At 68.8% G+C, this 19,758-nt stretch carries 27 protein-coding genes and 1 pseudogene; 9 read left to right on the top strand and 19 right to left on the bottom strand.

Annotation, left to right across the window (positions count from 1 at the left end; all coding sequences use genetic code 11):
- The 14 genes from KSK32_RS12130 to KSK32_RS12195 form a co-directional block, all read right to left on the bottom strand.
- Window positions 1-1,113 (bottom strand): tyrosine-type recombinase/integrase, encoded by a 1,113-nt coding sequence (locus tag KSK32_RS12130; protein WP_289256547.1) that lies wholly within the window; start codon window positions 1,111-1,113, stop codon window positions 1-3.
- Between the two features lie 35 nt (window positions 1,114-1,148).
- On the bottom strand, window positions 1,149-1,346 hold the full coding sequence (locus KSK32_RS12135; protein ID WP_216931321.1) for a helix-turn-helix domain-containing protein: 198 nt from the start codon (window positions 1,344-1,346) through the stop codon (window positions 1,149-1,151).
- Complete coding sequence (locus KSK32_RS12140; protein ID WP_216931323.1) at window positions 1,346-3,103, bottom strand: replication initiator; 1,758 nt, start codon at window positions 3,101-3,103, stop codon at window positions 1,346-1,348. The genes KSK32_RS12135 and KSK32_RS12140 overlap by 1 nt, the downstream gene beginning before the upstream one ends.
- Window positions 3,104-3,307: 204 nt before the next feature.
- Entirely contained in the window at window positions 3,308-3,550 is a 243-nt protein-coding gene (locus tag KSK32_RS12145; RefSeq protein WP_216931324.1) for a hypothetical protein, read from the bottom strand.
- Window positions 3,538-3,981 (bottom strand): hypothetical protein, encoded by a 444-nt coding sequence (locus KSK32_RS12150; RefSeq protein WP_216931332.1) that lies wholly within the window; start codon window positions 3,979-3,981, stop codon window positions 3,538-3,540. The genes KSK32_RS12145 and KSK32_RS12150 overlap by 13 nt, the downstream gene beginning before the upstream one ends.
- Window positions 3,982-4,068: 87 nt before the next feature.
- Window positions 4,069-4,215: a hypothetical protein gene (locus KSK32_RS12155; protein ID WP_216931333.1), complete on the bottom strand. Its 147-nt coding sequence runs from the start codon at window positions 4,213-4,215 to the stop codon at window positions 4,069-4,071.
- Entirely contained in the window at window positions 4,212-4,835 is a 624-nt protein-coding gene (locus tag KSK32_RS12160) for a hypothetical protein (RefSeq protein WP_289256548.1), read from the bottom strand. The genes KSK32_RS12155 and KSK32_RS12160 overlap by 4 nt, the downstream gene beginning before the upstream one ends.
- The gene (locus KSK32_RS12165; protein WP_216931338.1) at window positions 4,832-5,089 is read right to left on the bottom strand and encodes a hypothetical protein; all 258 of its coding nucleotides are present in this window, start codon (window positions 5,087-5,089) and stop codon (window positions 4,832-4,834) included. Before KSK32_RS12165 ends, KSK32_RS12160 begins: the two co-directional genes overlap by 4 nt.
- A complete protein-coding gene (locus KSK32_RS12170; RefSeq protein ID WP_216931339.1) occupies window positions 5,086-5,274 on the bottom strand; it encodes a hypothetical protein in 189 nt (62 codons plus the stop codon). Before KSK32_RS12170 ends, KSK32_RS12165 begins: the two co-directional genes overlap by 4 nt.
- Window positions 5,275-5,295: 21 nt before the next feature.
- The gene (locus tag KSK32_RS12175) at window positions 5,296-5,613 is read right to left on the bottom strand and encodes a spread protein (RefSeq protein ID WP_216931341.1); all 318 of its coding nucleotides are present in this window, start codon (window positions 5,611-5,613) and stop codon (window positions 5,296-5,298) included.
- The gene (locus tag KSK32_RS12180; protein WP_216936029.1) at window positions 5,610-7,250 is read right to left on the bottom strand and encodes an FtsK/SpoIIIE domain-containing protein; all 1,641 of its coding nucleotides are present in this window, start codon (window positions 7,248-7,250) and stop codon (window positions 5,610-5,612) included. The genes KSK32_RS12175 and KSK32_RS12180 overlap by 4 nt, the downstream gene beginning before the upstream one ends.
- Window positions 7,250-7,423 carry a hypothetical protein gene (locus KSK32_RS12185; RefSeq protein ID WP_216931344.1) on the bottom strand — a complete coding sequence of 58 codons (174 nt, stop codon included), beginning with the start codon at window positions 7,421-7,423 and terminating at the stop codon, window positions 7,250-7,252. The genes KSK32_RS12180 and KSK32_RS12185 overlap by 1 nt, the downstream gene beginning before the upstream one ends.
- 91 nt (window positions 7,424-7,514) lie before the next feature.
- Window positions 7,515-7,730 (bottom strand): hypothetical protein, encoded by a 216-nt coding sequence (locus KSK32_RS12190; protein ID WP_216931346.1) that lies wholly within the window; start codon window positions 7,728-7,730, stop codon window positions 7,515-7,517.
- A complete protein-coding gene (locus KSK32_RS12195; RefSeq protein ID WP_216931347.1) occupies window positions 7,730-8,128 on the bottom strand; it encodes a transcriptional regulator in 399 nt (132 codons plus the stop codon). The genes KSK32_RS12190 and KSK32_RS12195 overlap by 1 nt, the downstream gene beginning before the upstream one ends.
- Before the next feature lie 185 nt (window positions 8,129-8,313).
- Here KSK32_RS12195 and KSK32_RS12200 point away from each other — a divergent pair, with 185 nt between their 5' ends.
- Window positions 8,314-9,180: a GntR family transcriptional regulator gene (locus KSK32_RS12200; RefSeq protein WP_013283236.1), complete on the top strand. Its 867-nt coding sequence runs from the start codon at window positions 8,314-8,316 to the stop codon at window positions 9,178-9,180.
- Window positions 9,177-9,872: an HAD family hydrolase gene (locus KSK32_RS12205; protein WP_216931348.1), complete on the top strand. Its 696-nt coding sequence runs from the start codon at window positions 9,177-9,179 to the stop codon at window positions 9,870-9,872. Before KSK32_RS12200 ends, KSK32_RS12205 begins: the two co-directional genes overlap by 4 nt.
- Window positions 9,873-11,442: 1,570 nt before the next feature.
- On the opposite strand, the gene KSK32_RS12210 is transcribed toward KSK32_RS12205, so the two are convergent.
- The gene (locus tag KSK32_RS12210) at window positions 11,443-12,387 is read right to left on the bottom strand and encodes a NaeI family type II restriction endonuclease (protein WP_216931349.1); all 945 of its coding nucleotides are present in this window, start codon (window positions 12,385-12,387) and stop codon (window positions 11,443-11,445) included.
- A gap of 114 nt (window positions 12,388-12,501) precedes the next feature.
- A complete protein-coding gene (locus tag KSK32_RS12215; RefSeq protein WP_254187025.1) occupies window positions 12,502-13,599 on the bottom strand; it encodes a DNA cytosine methyltransferase in 1,098 nt (365 codons plus the stop codon).
- 7 nt (window positions 13,600-13,606) lie between these two features.
- Here KSK32_RS12215 and KSK32_RS12220 point away from each other — a divergent pair, with 7 nt between their 5' ends.
- Both KSK32_RS12220 and KSK32_RS12225 read left to right on the top strand, forming a co-directional pair.
- A complete protein-coding gene (locus tag KSK32_RS12220; protein ID WP_256451548.1) occupies window positions 13,607-14,104 on the top strand; it encodes a very short patch repair endonuclease in 498 nt (165 codons plus the stop codon).
- A 645-nt stretch (window positions 14,105-14,749) separates the two neighbouring features.
- Window positions 14,750-15,187, top strand: coding sequence for a hypothetical protein (locus KSK32_RS12225; protein ID WP_216931352.1), 438 nt, complete (start codon window positions 14,750-14,752; stop codon window positions 15,185-15,187).
- Between the two features lie 61 nt (window positions 15,188-15,248).
- Here the strand turns inward: KSK32_RS12225 and KSK32_RS12230 are convergent.
- Window positions 15,249-15,434: pseudogene (locus KSK32_RS12230) on the bottom strand (cell wall anchor protein); the annotation flags it as partial.
- 39 nt (window positions 15,435-15,473) lie between these two features.
- Window positions 15,474-16,013 carry an AAA family ATPase gene (locus tag KSK32_RS12235; protein ID WP_216931353.1) on the bottom strand — a complete coding sequence of 180 codons (540 nt, stop codon included), beginning with the start codon at window positions 16,011-16,013 and terminating at the stop codon, window positions 15,474-15,476.
- Between the two features lie 52 nt (window positions 16,014-16,065).
- On the opposite strand from KSK32_RS12235, the gene KSK32_RS12240 reads away from it, so the two are divergent.
- From KSK32_RS12240 to KSK32_RS12250, 3 genes are read left to right on the top strand one after another with little or no spacing between them, the layout of a single operon-like run.
- On the top strand, window positions 16,066-16,371 hold the full coding sequence (locus KSK32_RS12240; RefSeq protein WP_216931354.1) for a helix-turn-helix transcriptional regulator: 306 nt from the start codon (window positions 16,066-16,068) through the stop codon (window positions 16,369-16,371).
- Window positions 16,368-16,754 (top strand): VOC family protein, encoded by a 387-nt coding sequence (locus tag KSK32_RS12245; protein WP_216931355.1) that lies wholly within the window; start codon window positions 16,368-16,370, stop codon window positions 16,752-16,754. Before KSK32_RS12240 ends, KSK32_RS12245 begins: the two co-directional genes overlap by 4 nt.
- 10 nt (window positions 16,755-16,764) lie before the next feature.
- Complete coding sequence (locus KSK32_RS12250) at window positions 16,765-17,313, top strand: hypothetical protein (protein ID WP_216931356.1); 549 nt, start codon at window positions 16,765-16,767, stop codon at window positions 17,311-17,313.
- 42 nt (window positions 17,314-17,355) lie between these two features.
- Here the strand turns inward: KSK32_RS12250 and KSK32_RS12255 are convergent, their stop codons facing one another.
- Window positions 17,356-17,946, bottom strand: coding sequence for a dienelactone hydrolase family protein (locus KSK32_RS12255; RefSeq protein WP_216931357.1), 591 nt, complete (start codon window positions 17,944-17,946; stop codon window positions 17,356-17,358).
- 65 nt (window positions 17,947-18,011) lie between these two features.
- Here KSK32_RS12255 and KSK32_RS12260 point away from each other — a divergent pair, with 65 nt between their 5' ends.
- The gene (locus KSK32_RS12260) at window positions 18,012-18,641 is read left to right on the top strand and encodes a helix-turn-helix domain-containing protein (RefSeq protein ID WP_216931358.1); all 630 of its coding nucleotides are present in this window, start codon (window positions 18,012-18,014) and stop codon (window positions 18,639-18,641) included.
- A gap of 167 nt (window positions 18,642-18,808) precedes the next feature.
- Complete coding sequence (locus tag KSK32_RS12265) at window positions 18,809-19,756, top strand: L-threonylcarbamoyladenylate synthase (RefSeq protein ID WP_216936031.1); 948 nt, start codon at window positions 18,809-18,811, stop codon at window positions 19,754-19,756.
- The last annotated feature ends 2 nt before the right edge of the window (window positions 19,757-19,758 follow it).

Here is a 19,758-nt window from a genome sequence, read left to right on the forward strand (position 1 = left end):
TCACGCCGTGCCCTCCTCGCCGAGGACCCGGTCGATGGCCGAGGCAGCCTGACGAGCCCGCGCCGGCAGGACGTGCCCATAGGTGTCGGCCGTCATCCGGATCGTGGAGTGCCCGAGCAGCTCCATCACCGTGCGCAGCTCCTCGCCCTGGTCGAGCAGGAACGTGGCGAATGCATGGCGCAGGTCGTGCAGGTGCAGCCAGTCCAGACCGGCCGCCGCGCGTAGCTGCTCGAATCGCCGGTTGACGTTCCGCGGCTCCATCGGAGTGCCGATCGTGCTGGCGAAGGCCAACCCGAAGTCCGACCACAGCTCCCCCGCCGCGAGTCGTTCCTTGGCCTGCCGAACCCGCTGAGCCTCCAACGCCCGGACCGCCAGCGCGGACAGCGGCAGAGGCCGACTCGACCGGTGCGTCTTCGGCGGCACGAACTCCAAGCCGCGGTCGGTGCGCTGGACCGTCTGGCGAACGAACAGCGCCTTACCGGGCAGGTCGACATCCGACCAGCGCAGGCCCAGAAGTTCCGCCCGGCGAAGCCCGGTGGCCAACGCCAGCACGAACAGGGACTCCAACCGGTCCCCGGCGAGCACCGACAGCAGTTGCTTGGCCTCCTGGGGAGTCAGTGCCCGCCGTTCGATTCGGCCAAGGGCGGGTGGCTTGGCCGCCTTGGCAACGTTGCGCGCGACGAGGTCCATCCGCTCAGCGTCGGCCAGGGCCACGCGCAGAACCGCATGCACCTTGATGATGCTGGCCGGCGCGAGCTTGCCGCGAAGCCCGGTGAGGAACCGCTGTACCTCCCGAGGCGTCAGCCGGTCGAGCTTCACCCGACCCAGACCCGGCACCAGGTGCTTGGTCACCGCCAGGCGGTAGCGGACGAGCGTAGACGGCCGGGTGCCGTCGTGAGCCTTCACGTCCCGCAGCCACTCCGTGAGCCAGGCTTCCACGGTCCGAGGCTGCGCGGTGAGGTCGACCCCGAGTTGGAGTTGGCGCCGCAGCTCGTCGCGCTTCCGGACCGCTTCCGCCTCGGTCTTGGCGTAGACGTACTTCCGCTTTCGCTTCCCGTCGATCCAGCCGAGATCGATTACCGCAGCCCACACGCCCGGCCGCTGCTCGTACACCGAGCCTTCCCCATGAGCCCGACGACGACGGCCCGTCATGCCGCAAACTCCTCATCAGCCGACAGGAACTCATCAATCGCCGCCAGCGGGATCAGGCGAGCCCGGCCAGCCTTGATCGACCGCAGTCGCCCGGAGCGCATCAGGACGTAGACGGTGTCCCGGCAGACGCCCAGCAGGACAGCAGCTTCGGCGGGCCGGACGCTCTTGGGAGCCACGGCGCGGGGCTGGATCATCACGCACGTCCTTCCGGGGAGTCGAGATCGGATCGGGTCGGAACCGGAACGCCCTGTGTCGCCTTGTCTCTCGCCGCGAGCAGTGCCGCCTTCCACTGAGCGCGTTGCGACAGCGCCTTGAGGAGCCGGTGTTGCAGCGGCGGTAGGTCCGGGTCGTCGGGGCGGGCGAGTTCCCAGGCGTACGCGGGCGGGTCGTCCTGGTCGACGGTGTCGGCGTCGGTGGCGCCGGTGGTGACGCCGAGGAGGTTGCGGACCCAGGCGCGGGCGTCGGCGCGGTGGTCGGCGAGGGTTTTCCCGGACCAGTCGCGGGAGACGAGGATGCGTCGGCCGCCGATGCCGAGGGTGGCTCGCTGGTGGACTCTGCCTTTGCAACGGCCGGCTTGCAGACGCCCGTGTGCCTTCTTCGGTTGGATGCCGTAGAGCAGCCAGTTCGCGCACCGCTCATTGCACGGCGTCACCCGCAGCTCGTGCCAGAGCCGGTCCAGGTGGTCCCGCTGCCGGTCGCTGTCGGGCTTGTGGCAGTCGGCCGCGGACTTGGTGATGTACTTCGTGATGTAACCGATGGTGCGGTTGGCGTGCACCGTGCCCGGGGTGACGCCCTCGGCGTGGACCTGCGATCCGAAGCGGACCACGTGCGCCGGTTGCGCGTCCGGGTCGGAGTCGATGAGATCCAGGGCGTCAGCCCACGAGCGCAGCGGTTCCCGGCTGTCGGGGTCGATCCACTCGGCGCGGTCGGCGTCCCACACGGGTGGCCGGTCGAGGGAGTAGACCGGTTCGTCGGCGGCGGGCCACCAGACTTGGTGGTAGGTGGCGGCGGCGACCTGCCGCAGCACCGCGCGGGGGATGGTGCCGCGGATGGCGAAGTGCGCGTGCGGGGCGAGCCTGCGTTGGGGCTCGACGCACCCGGCGTACTGCACGTTCCAGCCGACGCACCGGCGCAGGTTCTGCCAGAACCGGTCCAGGAGCCGGGCGAAGTGCACCGCATCCCACGCGGCTCGCCGATAGTCGTAGGTGTCGGGGTTGACGGGGGTGCCGTCAGGCAGCACCCGACCGTAGGTGTCCAGGGTGAGCGACAGCCACATCGACGGCCGGTGCTCGGTGCCGTCCGGGGCGGTGTAGACCTTCCCGACGGTGCGCGGCTCGACCTTCTTGCGCGGCAGGTCGGGGGCGTCTTGGCGGCGGCGGGTGGAGCGCTTGCGGCGTGCGTGGTTGTCGTCGTCGGGGTCGTGGCTGGGTGCGACGGCGCCGCGGAGTCCTTCGGCCGCGATGGCTTCCTCGACCTCCCCGATCGCCTCATCAATAGCGGGCACCTGCTCGAACTGCGCCGCCCGTTGGGCCTCATCGCGGGCGAACTCCAGATGTGCGCGCAGCAGGATCAACTCCCGTTGCGCGTCTGTGGCCGGGTTCGGGCCGGGCGCGGGTTCGTCGGTGCGGTGCCAGCCCTCCCGGATCTGCGTCTGCCGTAGGCGGCGGGCGCGTTTCGCGCACGGCTCGCACTTGTCCTCGCGGGTGGAGCCGCAGGGCAGGTCCACGACTTCGGTGTGTCCGGTGTGCAGGTCGGTGCGGCGCAGGGTGACCGGGTGCAAGCAGACGCCGTACTCGGCGGCCATCTCCGTAAGCACCTTGCGCGACATCGGCAGCGCGAGACGGGCTGCGCGGGTGCCGGGAGCCGGGCCGAGGTCAGCCGGGACGGTTACCGGGTCGGTGGTCGGTGGGGCGGGGTCGGGGGTGAGGCCGGGCAGGGTCTGGGCGGTCATCGGGTCACCTCCGGGGGGCGGGGAGCGGGGTGGAGTCGGTGGGGTGTGGCTGGCACGATCGGGGCGTCACCTCAACAGGCGCGGCGGGGCGCCCGAGGCGTGAGCCGAACCGGTGGGGGAAAGAGGCGGTGCAGGTGGTAGCCGCACGCGTGGCGCGCGATCGGCGTCCTGAATGAACACCACCGGACCCGTCATACAGAGCCCTCATGACGTGTTCACCTCCGGCAGCTCGAACAGGGCGGCGGGTGTGGGGCCGATGGGGGTGGTGCGGGGTGGGCCGGCGTGGCTGGCCCAGCGGCGGGCGGCGGCCTGGTGGCGCGTGCAGGCGGTTTCGGCGCGGTAGCGGCCGGTGCCGGGATGGCCGGCTTCGATGAGGGCGGTGGCCCACCGACGGCAGCGCGCGCAGTAGACGGGCCGACCGATGTTCATGGCGGTCAGTGCTGGCACCCGGAGCAGTGCAGCCCGCCGCAGGTGACCTTCCGGCGCAGCAGCAACACCGCGAGGACGATGAGGACCAGGGCCACACCGACGACGGCGGGCGCGTTGCGCTGGACGGTGTGGGCGACCTGGGTCGCGAGGTAGCCGATTCCGGCCAGGGCGCCGACGGCCGCGGTGGTGATGGCGGTGGCGGCGATGACCCGGCCGCGGCGCAGTCGACGCACGGGCGGTGGGGTGGTGCGGGCGGTGTCGAGGAACCGCACGGTGACCGTGACCCGGCCGTCAGCGTGTTGGTGGGGTCGGTCGGCGAACATCAGCCGCCCCGACTCCCTGAGCACGGCGAGCGCGGCGGCGACCTCGGTGGGGGTGCCGACGATCCGGCGGGTCAGCGTGGTGGGACGGGTCCGGTGGGCGAGAGCGGTGCGGGCGGTGGACGGCATCGGTTTCTCCTGCTCTGGCTCGGTCGGTGTCCGAGGGTGCTGCGGCGCGGTCGAGGGTGAGTCGGCCGCGCCGCAGCACCGGTCGGGTTAGCGGCGAGGGCGGGCGCCGTGGGGTTTGGCGAGGTTGCGCATGTCGGTGTGCCGCCAGTAGGGGTCCTTCACGTCGACGTACTCGATCGGTCCGTTGCACACGACGCACGTGTCCGTCAGCCGCGGGTGCTTGGGCTGGTTCATCGGGTCACCTCGGAGACGATGTGGCCGTTGCGCGGGGCCTGAACGACCGACGACACGAGCGCCGACCGCACCGGGGCGACAGCCGCGGCCGGGGCCGGAGTCGGAGTCGGAGGCGTGAAGACGGGCGCCGGGGCAGTCGGGACGCCGACGGGCTCGGCGTCGACGGGCTCCCGCACGGGAGCCGGGGCCGGTGCCGGGGTCGGCTTCACCGCGGCGGGTGCGGGGGTGGGGGTGCCGGTGAAGACGAGCTTGGTAAGGGCCATGAATGCCAGCGCGGGCAGCGCGGACAGCAGCCAGCCGGAGGGGCTGGCGTCGGCGACGGCGAGCTGGGCGGCGAGGGAGAAGGAGGCGAAGGCGAGCATGAGGAACACGGGGTAGCCGATGGGTTGGCGGTGGCGTCGGCGGCGGCGGATGTCGAGCAGGCAGGCGACGGGTACGAGGTCGGACAGGACGGCGTTGGCCCAGCCGAAGGCGTCGGGGGTGCCGGGCGGGACGTGGCGCATGGTCCAGTCGTGGACGTGGGAGAACGACGCCCACCCGGCGGTCCCGGCGACGATGAGGAGGATGAGGACCAGCGCGACGGCTTCCAGCCGGTCCGGGCTCGGGCGGGTGGCGGTCACTTCGGGGCCTCCCATCGGGTGAAGTCGGTGTGCCGGCAGACCGGGCAGGGGACCTTCCACATGCGGTGCGCGGGTGGGGTCAGCTCGTAGGTCAGGCCGTCGGTCATGTCGGGGTTCCAGATCTGCACCTCGCCGCGCTGCTGGCACAGGGAGCAGTCGTCGGGGTCGGTGACGAGCTGCACGGGGCCGCCCCAGCCGACGATGAACACGGCGACCGGAAGCGCGAACGGACCGCGCCCGGGACGGCCGGTCATGCCGCCCACCCCCACGCTTCGGCGTCTTCGGCGGCGATCTCGGCGTGCTGGCGCAGCGCCGCGGCGATCACGTCGACGGCGTCGGGGTCGGGTGCGCAGTAGGGGCAGGTCTGGTCGGGGTCGGTGTGGAGCAGGTCGAGGCAGGTGCGGCGGATCGGCCGGCGGTTGAGGCGACGGGTAGGCATCACGGGCTCCAAGCAGGCGGGTTAGCGGGTGGTGGGGTTGACGTGCACGCGGATCCACTCCGGCGGCTCACCGGTCGACGCCACGGCTTCGGACAGGCAGCGCCACAGCGCCCACGCCTCCGCAGGTGTCAGGTACATCCGGCGACGCCCGGCGCCGACGGCGATGTAGAGGTCGGCGTCGGGGGTGACCCGGACCGTGACCGGCACCGACGCCTTGTCGATGTGCGGGGCGCGCAGCCGGTAGAACCGCCGCGGCTCCGGCGCCTGCTCCTGCTCGTCGGGTTCGTCGGCGTAGGGCATCCGCACCGCAGCGCCGTCGGGGATCTCGTGGTGGGTCATCGGGGATCACTCCCGTTGCTGGTGTTGAGGTCCAGGGCGTTGAGCAGCGACGGCGGCAACAGCGGCGCACCCTGCTTCGGCGTTGGCCGGTAGGTGTGCCGCCCGTTGCCGGTGCTGGCGCGAGGCTTGGGTGCCGACTGGACAGCGGGCTCCGGCTGCGTCTCCGGAGGGGCAGGAAAGGTCGCGGCCATGTCCCGGATCACGTCATCGGCCAGGTAGGAGAACCGGACCCGAGCCGGTTCCGGCTGCCCGTCCAGCAGCACGTAGGCCACGCCCTTAGCCGAAAGCGGGATCTGATCCGCCAGGGCTCCCCGCTCGCGGGCGCCATCCCCGAGCAGGAGGTCGACGTGACCGCGCTCGGTCAGGCCCAGGGCGATGCGGGTGGGGAACAGGTCGCGTACGGAGACGACTTCCTTGCGGGGGTCCTGGGTGGCGGCGACGACCAGGACGCCGAGTCCGGCACCCTGCGACAGCAGCAACCCGAGCGCCTGCGTGATCCGGGTGCGGATCTCGGAGTCGGGCAGGTAGGCCAGGAGCGCGGCGATCTCATCGATCACGACGACGATCAGCGGCTCATCGACGGTGGGGGTGTGGACGCGGGCTTTGCCGCGCAGGATCTGCTGACGGGCGCGCATCCGGGCTACGGCGTCTTCGAGCAGGTCGGCCATGCGGGACCAGTCGTCATCGACGTAGCGGGAGAACAGCGGCCGACCGATCGCCAGTTCCATGCCGCCCTTCGGGTCGATCGCCCACACCCGCACCAACCCCGACCGGATACCGGCGGCGAGGGCGCGGAGCAGGGACCAGATGACCGAGCCCTTTCCCATCCGGGTGGCGCCGCCGATGAGGACGTGCGTGGCGAGGAGCCGGAAGGCGTAGACGGCCAGGTCTTCGCGCAGGCCGAGGGGCAGGGCGGTGAAGTCTGGTCGGGCGGGCACGGGCAGTGGTGCGACGATGCGGGTGAGCGGGTCGCGGCGGATGAACACGAGCCACACGTGCCGGGGGCGGTCCCGGAACCGGACCCGGTCGATCAGCCGCAGCACGACCGCGAGGCGGCCGGTGCGGTGCGGGATGGGGTGGCGGCGGGTGGAGAAGACGCGGCAGTGCCGGGTACCGAAGGAGTACGCGAGATCCCGGGCGGCCTTGTGGTACACCTCGGGGTTTTGGCCCTTCGGCATCCGCAAGACGAGTTCGTCGGTGGCGTAGGAGCAGCGCACCGACAACAGCCGCGGTACGACCTCGCCGCCGTCGTACTTCTTCACCAGCCCGCACAGCGACATCACCTCGTGCCACTGCCGCCGATACACCCACAGCCGCCGCCAGACGGAGACGGCCCGCAGCACGACGTGGCGGTGGAACGAGTCCCGGCCACGCCACCACCACACGCCACCCGAGGCGGCGAGGACGACGGCGACCAGGGCGTGAGGCCACCAGCCGTGCGACCGGTAGACGTTCACGGCGAGTAGGACCAGGGCGACGCCTGGCCAGGCCTGCCAGTGCCGCACCACGAACACACCGAGGCGGACCACGGCAGTGAGGAGGCGGAAGAGGAGGAACAGGGCGGTGACGGTCCAGAGCAGCGGCCACGGCGCGGTGATCTGGAACCGGCGGAAGTTGACCAGCGGCGCCCGCACCATCACGCCACCGCCTTACGGCCGTTGGTGTGGTGCTGCTCGGTCCAGGTCTCCGCGCAGACTTTGTGCACCGGCTTGCCCGCCGGACTCCGGCAGATCGTGGGCTTGCCGCAGATGACACACGGGACCGGCTCGCCAGCACCGGCAGTGCGCGTCCAGTCCAGGACAACAGGCATGATGAACCTGCCCTTCCAGGCCGAGAGGGTTTGAGAGGGCAGCGGGGCGGCCGGCTTTCCTAGGGCATGGGCCGCCCCGCGCCAACGTCAGTCAGTAGCCGTGCCGCTTGAGCGCGTCGTACGCGGCGGCCTTTTCCGCCGGGGTCGACTTCCGCATCGCGCTGTTGAACGCGTCGCGGGCCTTGTCGAACTCCGGGCTGTCGATGTCCCGGTCAGCGGCGTCGGTCTCCTTCATCCCCAGGTTGATCAGCTTCATCACCTGGTCCCGACGCACCGGCTCCGGCTCGGGGCGCTTGCGGCCGAACATCAGGCGGCCTTGCCGCGCGTCTCGGCCAGGGTCTTCGGCGCCACCAGACCGGTGGCCCGGTAGGAGAACGCCAGCCGGCCGTTCGAACCGACGTAGGGCGTCACGTTCAGGCCCTCGAACTCCACCCGCTCGAACGGACCCACCGGCGGCACCGGCTGGTGATCGGCCAGGATCTTGATCGCCACCTCACGCGACCGCGACCCCAACTCCGGGTCCATGTCCATCACCCGGCACTGCCACACCCGCTGCCCCGTCACCTTGTCCTTCGCCGGCGTCCGCTGACGAGTCGCCTCGTTGAAGTCCTGCGCCTCCGCAATCGAGTCCGGCACGAACACCGCGCCATGCGGAAAGACCGCCTCGAACGGAACCGAGAACCGAGTACCACCACGAAGAGCCACGGATTCCTCCTTCAGCGCAATGCGCTTTCTGCTCAGCCGGACCCATCCGGTAGAGCTTGTGCACCAGGCTTGACTTGCCTGGCTAGCCAAGTGGCATGCACCGAGGTTAGGCCGCCTTGGCTAGTCAGGTCAAGAGTTGGAGTCGGGGTTTCCTAGCTTGGCTAGCCAGCAGGTAGCCTTGACGGGTGACCGAAGACCTGGACTACCTGGGTGAACTCGACCCCGATGACCCGAAGCAGGCGTCACAGCAGATCGCAAACAAGCTCCGGGCCGCGATCCTTACGCGCCGACTGGCGCCGGGCGACAAGTTGCCGTCGCAACCTGAACTTGCTTCCCGCTACGGGGTGGCACGGGAGACCATCAAACGAGCGCTAGAGGTGCTCCGCTCAGAACGCCTCATCATCACCCGGCAAGGCAGCGGCGCTTTCGTTCGCGCCCAGACGCAACGGGCAGTGGAGCTACGACCCCACATCGAAGCAGCGTTCGAGCGAGCCCACGTCACCATCGACTTCGCCGGCTTTTCTGGCGAGACCCTGCGAGACGCCCTGGCCGAGGTGCTGGACAAGGTCCGCGTTGGTCGCCTCGCCCCGGAGACGATCGCAGTACGTGTGCTCGTCTCCGACATGTCCGTCCCCATGGCGCTACCCGCCAGGGCTGAGACACAGTCTGACGATCCGGCCGTCCGGGAACGAGCTGACCGCATCACCCGCAGGGCTGTCGACGGCATTGTTGATCAGGTCACGGAGCTAGGCGACCTGGGCTTGATTCGTTCGGCCACGGTCGAGGTGCGGATGCATCGCGGTTCACCGCAGTTCAAGCTCTACGTCCTCAACGGTGAAGAGGTGTTCTTCGGCTTCTACCCCGCCGTCGAACGGACCGTCACCATCAAGGGCGAGCCCACCGCCATCTACGACCTCATGGGCAAGGACGTCCCGCTCTTCCACTACGCCGTCACCGACGACGACACCTCGCACGGCACTCAGTTCGTGGAAGCGTCCCGCCAGTGGTTCGACTCCCTATGGTCGACCATCGCCTATCGGCACGAAGGATGACCGCCAGCCTGGAGCAGCTGTGCCGGGATGTCCGCGCGTTGCTGCTCGACTTCGACGGGCCGGTATGCAGCATCTTCGCCAACTACCCAGCACCACAGGTTGCGAGGGAGCTCCTCGACCTACTAGTGAGCCAGGGCTTGGCGCTCACGAACGAGCTAGCCGAAGAATCGGACCCCCTGGAGGTGCTGAGGCACACCGGCAGCTCGTCGGATCAGGAGTTGACCCGACTCGTCGAAGACGCCTTGATCGCAGCTGAGGTGAAGGCGGCATCGACGTCGGAACCGACCGCCTACGGGCGAGAGGTCATCGTGGCCGCGCGCCAGCTGCACCTGCCAATCGCGGTGGTCAGCAACAACTCGCCCCAAGCGGTGGACGCCTACTTGAGAGAGCACCGACTGAGCCAGCACGTCGCCAAGACTGTTGGCCGAGCATACGCCGATCCCTCGCGCATGAAGCCGAACCCGACGCCCATCGTTGACGCGGCGGCATCCCTTGGAGTCGTTCCGGCGCTGTGTGTGTTGGTCGGCGACTCGCTCTCCGACATCGAGGGAGCGAAAGCCGCAGGCACTCGTGTGATCGGGTATGCGAACAAGCCCGCAAAGGTGGCGGCGTTCCAAGAGGCGGGTGCGGACGCGGTGGTTACGTCGATGCGGCAAATCGCGCAGGCCCTCATGCAGGTCGAGGGTCTTTGATCTTTCCTGGTTGCTTCGTATCGCCGGCAGATGATGACCATGGGGGAGGAACCGCACGGATGGCGACCGCACCGAGTCCGGGCAGCGACAAGGCCGGCGCGGGGATGGCCCTGGGTGCTTGGGGCACTCGTGGGGCTTGCCTGCGTCGGCCTTGTTGCTGTGCCCGCGTCCTGGGCGGTGCGGAAGCAGCTAGAAGCGGAGCGCGGTGAGGCGACGCCGGTTGGCCAACGAGCCGCGGTCGTGGCTGTCACCGCTTCCATCTCTGACGCCAGCTGGTCTGTTTCTCGGCCAGCCGCCCATCGCGTGTCGATAGACGGCTGGCCGAGAGGCGGCTAGCTACCGCACGAGCTGATCAGGCCGGTGATTGCGGTGATCGCCGTAGCTGAGGCAGCAATGAGCGTGGCTACCTCGCCGATCGTCGGCTTGCGGCGGGCCGAATCGCTGGAATTCCCATCGCGGGAACCACCGAACCTGCGAACGGTCGTTAGTCTCATCGTCTTGCGTCTCTCCCTCGCAGTGGGCTGGGCGCAGGGCAGGGGCGGCACTCGCGGACCAAGCAGGGTGCCGCCCCCTTCTGCACGGGCTGTGTCCGCCCGCTTAATGTGAAACGAAACGACCGTGCAAAAAGTGATTGGCCAGTCAGGGCGAATTTTCGGGGTGTTTTGCCCGTTTTTATTACCACTTAGCGCTATTCGGCAGAGCGTCTATCAGGCGGGTGCAAGTTGCATATGGCAAAGATGATCTTCGCATGAGGGGTAACGGAAAGTAGTTTTCTGGCGACCAATGGCTAATGAGGCGGGGAGCCAGTGGGTGACCACATGCGAAGCGTCAGCGCCCGAGGAGGTAGTGCCGCCATTTCCTCTGACATAGCCCTCGGAGACAGCCGGGAGAGATGGGTGCCGTGAGAACCTTGTCCCCTGGAGCGCTGTCCGTGATCTGTTGCCGAATTGGCCTGTACTAGATCAAGCGCGCTCCGCGCGGCGCGGGCCGGGGCGCGGCAAACGGCTCCTGCGGAGCCGCCGCCCCGGCGCAAGGGCGCCGGGGCGGAAAATCAACCGGCCCGAACCCCACGCCCCGCCCCGCGCGTCACACATTGGGTCAGTGAGACGACCGGTGACGAGTCCCGAAGGACGACCAGGGCCAGGCGAACACCTTCCACCGATGCCGACGATCCCGAGGCAGCACGAGATCCGGCAGGCCAACCGCGGCGGAGGAAGTTGCCGAACGGTTCCGCACGGTCGCCCAGGCCCCGGAGTGGGGAAGAGGTGGAGGTGGTGTGGGGTGGTGGGGTGAGGGAGGAGTGAGGTTAGAGCTGTGCCTCCGGCGGGGGCCAGACGACTCCGGGATGGAGTTGCCGAACGGTTCCGGTCGGAGAGTGGTTGATGTGGGATGCCATCCCGCCAGCCACCGACCCAGGCAAGCCGAGCGGGCCAGGGCCAGGGTGACAAGGTCGTACGTCCGGTAGGGCGCTCCACCTTGTCACCCTGGCCCTGGCCCGCTCCACGGTGTGTGGGTCGGCGGCAGACGGGATGGCTACAGACCGCTGATGGGGGTAGCTGGAGGCGACTGTTTAGATATCAGGTGATGCGAGGCCCGCTCTGCTGGGTGCGTTCAGCCATCGAGTGAGGCTAGCCGTATTGAACACGGGATCGCCCTTCCTCCACTTGCGGACGCGTATCCCGTTGATCACGGCGGTGGGCTCGGGGCATCGAGGCTCGGCTACCGCGACTTTGAGTGGCACGAAAGTCCCTGACGTCGGCACTGGAAGCGCTAACGACGCTGCCGCGGCTTGCGAGCGTCTACGTGTTCCACCAAACAGGAGGTAGCTCTCGGGTGCGAGCATGTCCGCGGCTCCACCATTTGCGCGAACCCTCTTCATGCTATCTTTTTGCTGAGCTGCAGCTTCAATTGAAGACCGGTTTACTAGCCGGCCCTCTGCGCGCCGCATCAACTCTGCTACACGTAGCGACCCCGCTGGGTACGATGCGATGGCGGATCGATCTTCGTCGGAGAGTAGCAGCATGGTGTTCTCGGGCAACGGAGCGTTCTTGAAGAGCCAACGCACTGCTCCGAGGTGAGCCGAAAGGATGCTCCGCTTCTGATCTCTGTTGGGGGCGCCAAGGATCTCAAGGTTGGCCCGCACTACGCCGTAGTTCCAACGCGCAGCAGCATCGTTCGCGTGGAGGAGCATGCACAGCTTTCCTTGTGCTTCGATCGGTATCATCCACCCGCCTACGGTCATCGAATATTTGGCATCAACGTCGTGGCCGGCGATGGTGAAGTCTAGCTGATTGCCGTCCTCAAAGTTGAAGTGGCGCTGCAAATTGATCTCGACCAGACTTCCAATGTGCGTGCGCTCAGTCTTGGCCAATTGATCGAAGCTAAATCGACCCGTTCGCTGGCCGTCATAGATTTGGTCGAAAGTCTCGCGTAAAACCTGACTGGTGCGGCTACCGTCTGGGTCCAGTCTGAGCAGGTGCTGCACCACCTGTTCGACCGCGATGTCCGTCGTCATGCGGTCAAGCTAGCGAGCGTGGCTCCCCATCACTCCAACCACCCCTCCAACGCCCATGGAGGCCTGGCAATGATCCGTTTTGCGGATGCAGTTCTACCTCAGTGGCTCTTGCGGCTACTGAAGGTGCCGCTTGACTTGCGCTGCGATCGCCGCCGCCAAGCCTGACGGGACGGCGTTGCCGATCTGCTTGGCGATCTCAGTCTTCGTGCCACACCACAGGTAGTCCTTCGGGAAGTCCTGCAGCAATGAAGCCTCGTAGTGGGTGATGACTCGGTTGACCCGCCGGTCCCGGTCGTACGGATCCCACTGCGGGTGCAGGTACTGGCCCTTCTCGGGCTTGAAGAACTCCGTGCGGATGGTCAACGACGGGGCGTCCCAGCGCATCCGCCCCATAACATCCGTCGTACCCGTCGACTTCTCACGCCAGCATCGAGGCAGCAGGTGCGATGGGACGTCGAACCTCCCGCCGCCCGGAGGCACGTGGTCGTACCGGTCCAGGGAAAGCTGCGTCGGCTGCCGGCCGAAGTGGATGTCCATCCCTTTGAAGAGTCCGGGGATCCGCTCGCCGAAGTACTCGGTAAAAGCCCGCGGCAGCTCGGTGGTCGCCGGTCGCTCATCGATGCCACCGATGCGGCTTCGAACGGTCTCCCAAGGCAGCAGATCGCCGGTCGGCACCCGGGCGTGCGTCGGCCGCGGCAGATCGATCTTCCCGACGCGAGAGCCAATGACGATGGTGCGCGGGCGCCGTTGGGCGACGCCGTAGTCGGCGGCGAGTAGGACGCCGTAGCTCAACTCGTAGTCCTTGATGATGCCGTGGTCCGCCTCGCTGAGCAGCAACTGGAATTCACTACTCCTGGAGAACCGCTGGACGTTTTCGATCACGAAAGCCTGCGGCCTCGCCGTCACGACGAAGCGGAGGTACTCCTTCCACAGCTTGTTGCGGGGATCGTTCACGTCCTTGCTGCCGAGGTTGGAGAACCCCTGGCAGGGCGGGCCGCCGATGATGACGTCCGCCTCGGGGATCTGGTCCTCGGTCACGTCGGCGATGTCGCCCCAGTGGGTATGGGCTTCCCCGAAGTTGGCGGCGTACGTCGCCGCTGCAGAGCGCTCCCACTCCACTGCCAGAACCGACCGGAAGCCTTCACGATGGAACCCGACGGTCATCCCGCCGCACCCTGCGAAAAGATCGATCATGCTCGGCCGCTCGCTCATCTGCAACATGCTAGATGCCCTCCCGCCAGGAACCCCGCCGGCATGCCGAAGGAGAGTCGAACAAGTGTCTGATGTCTCGTGGGCGTCGTCCCACGGTGTACGCAAGTCGATGCAGTCCAACACCGGCCGTGACACGAAGCCGGAACTAGCGTTGCGGCGCGCTGTGCACGCCTTGGGGCTCCGGTACTTCGTCAGCCGACGCCCGATCCGCTCAGTCCGCCGAGCCGCCGATCTAGTATTTCCGCGCCTGCGGTTGGCGGTCTTCTTGGATGGGTGCTTCTGGCACGGGTGCCCCCAGCACCACACCGTGGCCAAGACCAACGCGGCCTTCTGGGCTGAGAAGGTAACCACCAACCGCCGCCGCGATGCCGACACCGATGCGCGGTTGACCGCCGAAGGGTGGACTGTGCTGAGGATCTGGGAGCATGAGGCGCCTGCCGAAGCTGCTGATCGCGTCGCGGAGACCGTGAAGCGACTGAGCGGTGGGTCAACCTCGCGCACCTGATCAGGAGCGTGGCTGTACAGCCATCCGTACAGCCAAGCCTGCCGACTGGTGCAGTCATGAGCGGACGCGAGCCGACGGGACGAGTAGGTCAGCCGCAGTGGCCGACGCCAACTGACAACCGTCTTGATCTTTGCAAGGCAGGGGTTAGGGGTTCGAGTCCCCTGGGCTCCACCACATCATCCGGCCAGGTCATGGCCTACTTTCCCTCCTCCGTTGGCTCCCCCTCGGATTGAGGATCATCTTTGGTAGTCAGCGGACCGTCAGCAGATTCTTCGAAGACGCGGCGCACCGACTCGTGGAAATCGGCCGGCGTGTGCGTGTAGACGCCTGTCGTGGGGGTTCGGGTTTGCGGACGCTGAATCTAGTGATGGGTTCGGTGGTGGCGCGGGCGACTTCGGTACGAGCTGATCGTCGTAGATGCGAAAGGTGGCGTCGGCGGCTTCGACGGTCAGGGTGCGCCCAGCGAGGCGGATGCCGGCCTGAATGCGTTGCCCGGCGATGGCCAGAGCACCGCAGGCGCTGACCCGCCGGACGACGCGCAGTGGTTCGGACGAATTTCCGCCCAGATGGTGGACGGCTTGCAACACAACCTTCAGCAGACGAAGACCTCGACCACGTCATACGCGCGCCGGTAGCCTCGGCCTTATGCCGAACATCAAGGACCTTGAGCCACTGATCGGTCGCTGGAGCCAGGTCGTTGACGCGCCGCGGCACGTCGAGGAGAAGATCAAGGGCGATATGACGCTGGAGTGGCTCCGTGGCGAGAAGGTGATCCTCCAGCGCTCGATCGCCGAGAACCCGATGTTTCCCGAGGGCGTCGTCCTGATCATGGCCGCCGACGAAGACGCCGAGGGCGACTTCACCGCGCACTACTTCGACTCCCGCGCGGTTTCGCGCGTACTCCATATGAGCTTCCAGGACGGCGTCTGGAAGTGGTGGCGCCACGCGACCGACCCGGACGATTTCGATCAGCGTTTCGAAGGCACGCTCTCAGAAGACGGCAAGACGATCGACAGCTCCTGCTACCTCGTCGAAGACGGCGAGTGGATCCACGACTTCGACGTCACCTACACGCGGGCCTAGGTTCTGTCTCGCGGATCATGGCCGTCGGGGACGGTGCTCGGCAACCTCGGTCACGGTGGCGCCGCACCTGGCCGACGTCGGCTGTGTCCAGGTCGATGGTGACGAATTCCCGGATGTCCTTGTACACCTTGCGTTCGACCGTTTGGCATGCCTCGTTGAGCCCGGGCGTTGCCGCCTGAGCCGCCGCGGGCGCTGCCGGAATCAAGAAGGCCAGCGCCATCAAGGCGCCGGCCGCGATCTTCCGCATGCGGTTTTCCTCCCCGTGAGAAATCAAAACATGGAGATGTTACCGGTCGACCGCCCGCTTGATCGCCGCCACCCGCGCCGGCAGCGCGCCGGCGGGCACGTCGACGAGATCGAATCCCGCCTCCCGGTACGTCAGCTCGTGGACCCGCTCGAAGACGAGTGACTCCTCGAAGCTGATCCGGCGGGCGGCGGTCGCCTCGACGAAGCCCTGATTCCGTACGAAGAAGGCGGTCCGCTCGTACCGGCGATCCGTTGTCATGCGCTCGACCTCGTCCAGCAGGGCGGGTGGCGGTGTCATGCCCAGGTGGCGGCACAACGCGAGGGTGCAGACGGGCGAGCGGTCGTGGAAGACCACGAGGTCGGTATGGACGTCGGCTCGGCGCCGGCGCCTCTGCTGGAGGTCCAGCACCCGGTCGGCGAAGTCCGGCTCACGCCACGGCTCCGGTCGGCCGAGCGCCTGGTCGAGCGCGATCACGTCGGTCGCGGCCTCCTCCACGACGGGATAGCCGTCGATCTCCAGGTGGCGCAGGAGCGCAGTCTTACCGGAGCCGGGAGCGCCGGTGAGGATGTATCCGGGCATGACGTCCTCCGATGCGTGGAAAGCCGCTTGATAGGCAAGCCGCAACTTGCATATGCTGGATGACGTGGGCGATCTGTACCAGGCGCTGGCCGACCCCACCCGCCGCCTGATCCTCGACGAGCTGACCGAGCGCGACGGTCAGACCCTGTTCGAGATCTGCGGCCGACTGGCCACCAAGCACCAGGTCGGCTCGTCCCGGCAGGCGATCTCCCAGCATCTCGACGTCCTGGAGGCCGCCGGTCTGATCGTCACGCGGCGGCAGGGTCGCTACAAGTTCCACCACCTCGACACCCGGCCGCTGCGGTCCATCACTGAGCGATGGCTCAGGTCCGCCGAACCCACCCAGGAGAACCCGTGAGAATCAACCTGACCAACGTGTACGTCGACGACCAGGCCAAGGCCCTGCGCTTCTACACCGAGGTGCTGGGCTTCGTGAAGAAGACCGACGTGCCGACCGGGGAGTACCGCTGGCTCACGGTGGTCTCGCCCGACGCCCCGGACGGCGTGGAGCTGCTGCTGGAGCCCGACGCCCACCCGGCCGCCAAGGCGTTCAAGGAGGCGCTCGCGGCCGACGGCATTCCGCTGACGCAGTTCGCGGTGGACGACGTGGCCGCCGAGCACGACCGGCTGCGCGGCCTCGGCGTGCTGTTCACCCAGGAACCCGTCGACATGGGCCCGGTGACCACCGCGGTGTTCGACGACACCTGCGGCAACCTGATCCAGATCGCACAGTACCGGTAGCGGGTCGGCAGTGGCCGGACCGTGGCGGAGCCCGGCACTGGCGGCCGCGGTGGCGCGCCTGGAGGACGAGATCCGGGACGCCTGGGCGCGGCTGCGCGCTGAGCTGGACGTGGCGCCGGGCTCGCCCGAGGAGAGCGAGCTGGCCTGGCTCGTCATCGACGACCCCGGGGCGTACGACTGGCGGACTGTGGACGGGGCGGTGGACCGGCTGACCTGTCCCGACTGCGGGGCACGGCTGAGCGCCGGACCGGTGACGTGCACGACGTGCGAGTTCTGCCACCGGATGCGGTTCGGCGCCCGGGAGCGGGACCGCCCGCACGTGCCGCCCGGCCACGAGCACGCGTTGCGCGTCGCCACGGCGGTGACCCGCAGCCGGCACCGCTACTCACCTCGGGCGCGGGTCGGCTACGAACTGGTCCTGCCGGATCTGCTGGCCGGTTCCCTGCCCACGACTCCCCAGGCCCAGGCTGCCAAGGCACTCATCAACACGTTGACCGACGACGAGTGCGACCGGGTCGCGAGCCTGGCCGAGGTCGCGGAGTTGGCGAGAGGGCGTTGACTCCGCTGCGCACCGGCGCGGCTGCGCGGTGACGGGTGGGCGTCAGCCGAGCCGGTCGAGCAGCTCGCGGCTGCGGCTCACCACCAGCGCTGTCGCCTCCTTGTCGTACGAGGGCAGCGAGCTGTCGGTGAACAGGTGCCGGTCGCCGGGGTAGACGTACAGCTCGCCGCGCTCGGGACCGACGATCGACACGAGCTCGCGGGCGGCGTCCACGTCCCCTTCCAGCCCGAAGAACGGATCCCGCTCCATGCCGTGCACCTGCACCGCCACCCGGTCGGGCCAGGGGGCGATCGCCCACTCGCCGGTCACCGGCAGGCAGGCCTCGTAGAGCAGGGCGGCCCGGGCGCCGGCCCGGGTCTGGGCGAGTCGCTGGGCGATGGCGGCGCCCCAGGAGACGCCCGCGTAGACGAGGTCGGCGGGCAGGTCGGCGACGAGCGCGTCGGCGCGCCGGTCGAGGGCGTCGCCGCCGATCCGCTTGATCAGCGCGGCGCCGTCCTCGATGGTGGCCGGCCGTTCGCCGTCGAAGAGGTCGGGGGCGTGCACGGTGTGCCCACCGGAGCGCAGGGAGTCGGCGAGCGCGCGGACGCCGTCCGTGAGCCCTTGAATGTGGTGGAAGAGCACGATCTCGGCCATCACTACACTCCTGAGTTGTCGGACCAGAGTTATCGAACGAACCATAATCTTAGAACGGTCGAGAAATGTCGGTCAATCAGCAGATCCCGGACTACGACCTCGACGACCTGCTCGTGGTCACCGGTCCGGAGCAGCTGCGCGCGCTCGCCGACCCGCTGCGGAGCACGCTGCTCGAACTGCTCCTGGAGCGCGCCGCCACTGTCAACGAGATGGCCCGCGCCGTCGACCGGCCCAAGAGCAGCGTGGCGTACCACGTGAACCAACTGGTGGACGCCGGCCTGCTGCGCGTGGTGCGGACCCGCCGGGTACGCGCCATCGAGGAGCGGTTCTACGGGCGGGTGGCCCGCACCTACTACGTCGGGGCGCTCAGCCGGGCGGAGGACAAGCAGGTGGTGTCCCGGATCAACGGGCTCGCCGAGGCAGCCGCCGAGGCGGCCGCCGCACACGCCGCCGACGAGCTGCGGTGCACGCTCGTGCACGCGCGTATCCCGATCGAGGACGTCCGCGAGTTCTGGACGGAGGTGCAGGCGCTGGCCCGGCGGTTCGCGCAGATCCCCCGCGCCGGAGACCAGGTGTACGGCTTCGCCGCCGGCCTCTACCCCACCGACGCGCCCACGCTGCCGGACACGGACACGGACACGACACGGACCGCGGCCGGACCGACTAACTCCGACCGGTATGACTCTCCGGCATAAATATGCCCCAGAGTCATATCGCACATCAGGAAGATGTCTGCGCGGCCGCGACACGCCCGAGCCGTTGAGCTGTCACCGAGCCGGGCTGCGCCGTCGGCAGGGTCTTGCCGGGGCGGCGAACCGGGCAGGCTAGCGTCGGAAGCGTGAGCACCGGATCCCCGCGCGTCCTGCCGGCCGAGCGCGGCATCGACGAGGCAGCCGCCGTCCTGCGCGCCGGCGGGCTGGTCGCCTTCCCCACCGAGACGGTCTACGGGCTGGGCGCCAACGCGCTCGACGCCCGGGCCGCGGCGCGCATCTTCGAGGCGAAGGCGCGGCCCAGCTTCGACCCGCTGATCAGCCATCTCGCTGACGCCGCCGACCTGGTCGCGCTGGTGGGCGAGGTGCCCGCGGCGGTGTCCGCGCTGGCGAAACGCTTCTGGCCCGGCCCGCTCACCCTGATCGTGGACCGGCCGCAGATCATCCCGTCGATCGTCACCTCCGGCCTGGACACCATGGCGGTACGCGTACCGGACGAGCCGTCGGCGCGGGCCCTGATCGCGGCCGCGGGCGTACCGGTGGCCGCGCCGAGCGCCAACCGGTTCGGTCAGCTCAGCCCGACCCGGGCCGAACACGTGGTGGCCGGGCTGGGCGGCGCGGTGGACGTGGTGCTCGACGGCGGTCCCACCCGGTGCGGGATCGAGTCGACGATCGTGGACGCGCGAGGCGAGCGGCCGGTGGTGCTGCGGCTGGGCGCGCTGCCGGTCGAGGCGCTCGTCGAGGCGGTCGGCCCGGTCGAGGTGCGCCAGGGCAACTCCGGCCAGCCGGTCGCGCCCGGGACGCTGGCCGCGCACTACGCCCCGCGTACCCCGTTGCGGATGGGCGGGGCGGCCGAGCCCGGCGACGGCCGGCGTGGATTCCTGGCCTTCCGGGAGCCACCGGCGGACGGCGACTGGGCGGCGGTGGAGGTGCTGTCGCCCGACGGCGACGTGACGGCCGCGGCGGCACGCCTGTTCGACGCGCTGCACCGGCTCGACGCGGCAGGGGTGACCGAGATCGTCGCGGAGCCGGTGCCGGAGACCGGCGTGGGCCGCGCGATCAACGACCGGCTGCGCCGGGCCGCCGCCACCTGGCACTAGAA

Origin of the sequence: Micromonospora sp. WMMB482 (assembly GCF_019038635.1) — a bacterium.
Lineage (GTDB): Bacteria > Actinomycetota > Actinomycetes > Mycobacteriales > Micromonosporaceae > Micromonospora > Micromonospora marina.

Coding starts and splice junctions, on each gene's coding strand:
- KSK32_RS12150 (WP_216931332.1), bottom strand. CDS start 3,981: ATGCCGTCCACCGCCCGCACCGCTCTCGCCCACCGGACCCGTCCCACC.
- KSK32_RS12175 (WP_216931341.1), bottom strand. CDS start 5,613: ATGACCCACCACGAGATCCCCGACGGCGCTGCGGTGCGGATGCCCTAC.
- KSK32_RS12215 (WP_254187025.1), bottom strand. CDS start 13,599: ATGAGCGAGCGGCCGAGCATGATCGATCTTTTCGCAGGGTGCGGCGGG.
- KSK32_RS12185 (WP_216931344.1), bottom strand. CDS start 7,423: ATGCCTGTTGTCCTGGACTGGACGCGCACTGCCGGTGCTGGCGAGCCG.
- KSK32_RS12155 (WP_216931333.1), bottom strand. CDS start 4,215: ATGAACCAGCCCAAGCACCCGCGGCTGACGGACACGTGCGTCGTGTGC.
- KSK32_RS12260 (WP_216931358.1), top strand. CDS start 18,012: ATGTCGGTCAATCAGCAGATCCCGGACTACGACCTCGACGACCTGCTC.
- KSK32_RS12140 (WP_216931323.1), bottom strand. CDS start 3,103: ATGACCGCCCAGACCCTGCCCGGCCTCACCCCCGACCCCGCCCCACCG.
- KSK32_RS12240 (WP_216931354.1), top strand. CDS start 16,066: ATGCTGGATGACGTGGGCGATCTGTACCAGGCGCTGGCCGACCCCACC.
- KSK32_RS12210 (WP_216931349.1), bottom strand. CDS start 12,387: ATGACGACGGACATCGCGGTCGAACAGGTGGTGCAGCACCTGCTCAGA.
- KSK32_RS12165 (WP_216931338.1), bottom strand. CDS start 5,089: ATGACCGGCCGTCCCGGGCGCGGTCCGTTCGCGCTTCCGGTCGCCGTG.
- KSK32_RS12135 (WP_216931321.1), bottom strand. CDS start 1,346: ATGATCCAGCCCCGCGCCGTGGCTCCCAAGAGCGTCCGGCCCGCCGAA.
- KSK32_RS12255 (WP_216931357.1), bottom strand. CDS start 17,946: ATGGCCGAGATCGTGCTCTTCCACCACATTCAAGGGCTCACGGACGGC.
- KSK32_RS12225 (WP_216931352.1), top strand. CDS start 14,750: ATGCCGAACATCAAGGACCTTGAGCCACTGATCGGTCGCTGGAGCCAG.
- KSK32_RS12235 (WP_216931353.1), bottom strand. CDS start 16,013: ATGCCCGGATACATCCTCACCGGCGCTCCCGGCTCCGGTAAGACTGCG.
- KSK32_RS12170 (WP_216931339.1), bottom strand. CDS start 5,274: ATGCCTACCCGTCGCCTCAACCGCCGGCCGATCCGCCGCACCTGCCTC.
- KSK32_RS12180 (WP_216936029.1), bottom strand. CDS start 7,250: ATGGTGCGGGCGCCGCTGGTCAACTTCCGCCGGTTCCAGATCACCGCG.
- KSK32_RS12205 (WP_216931348.1), top strand. CDS start 9,177: ATGACCGCCAGCCTGGAGCAGCTGTGCCGGGATGTCCGCGCGTTGCTG.
- KSK32_RS12190 (WP_216931346.1), bottom strand. CDS start 7,730: ATGTTCGGCCGCAAGCGCCCCGAGCCGGAGCCGGTGCGTCGGGACCAG.
- KSK32_RS12220 (WP_256451548.1), top strand. CDS start 13,607: ATGCTAGATGCCCTCCCGCCAGGAACCCCGCCGGCATGCCGAAGGAGA.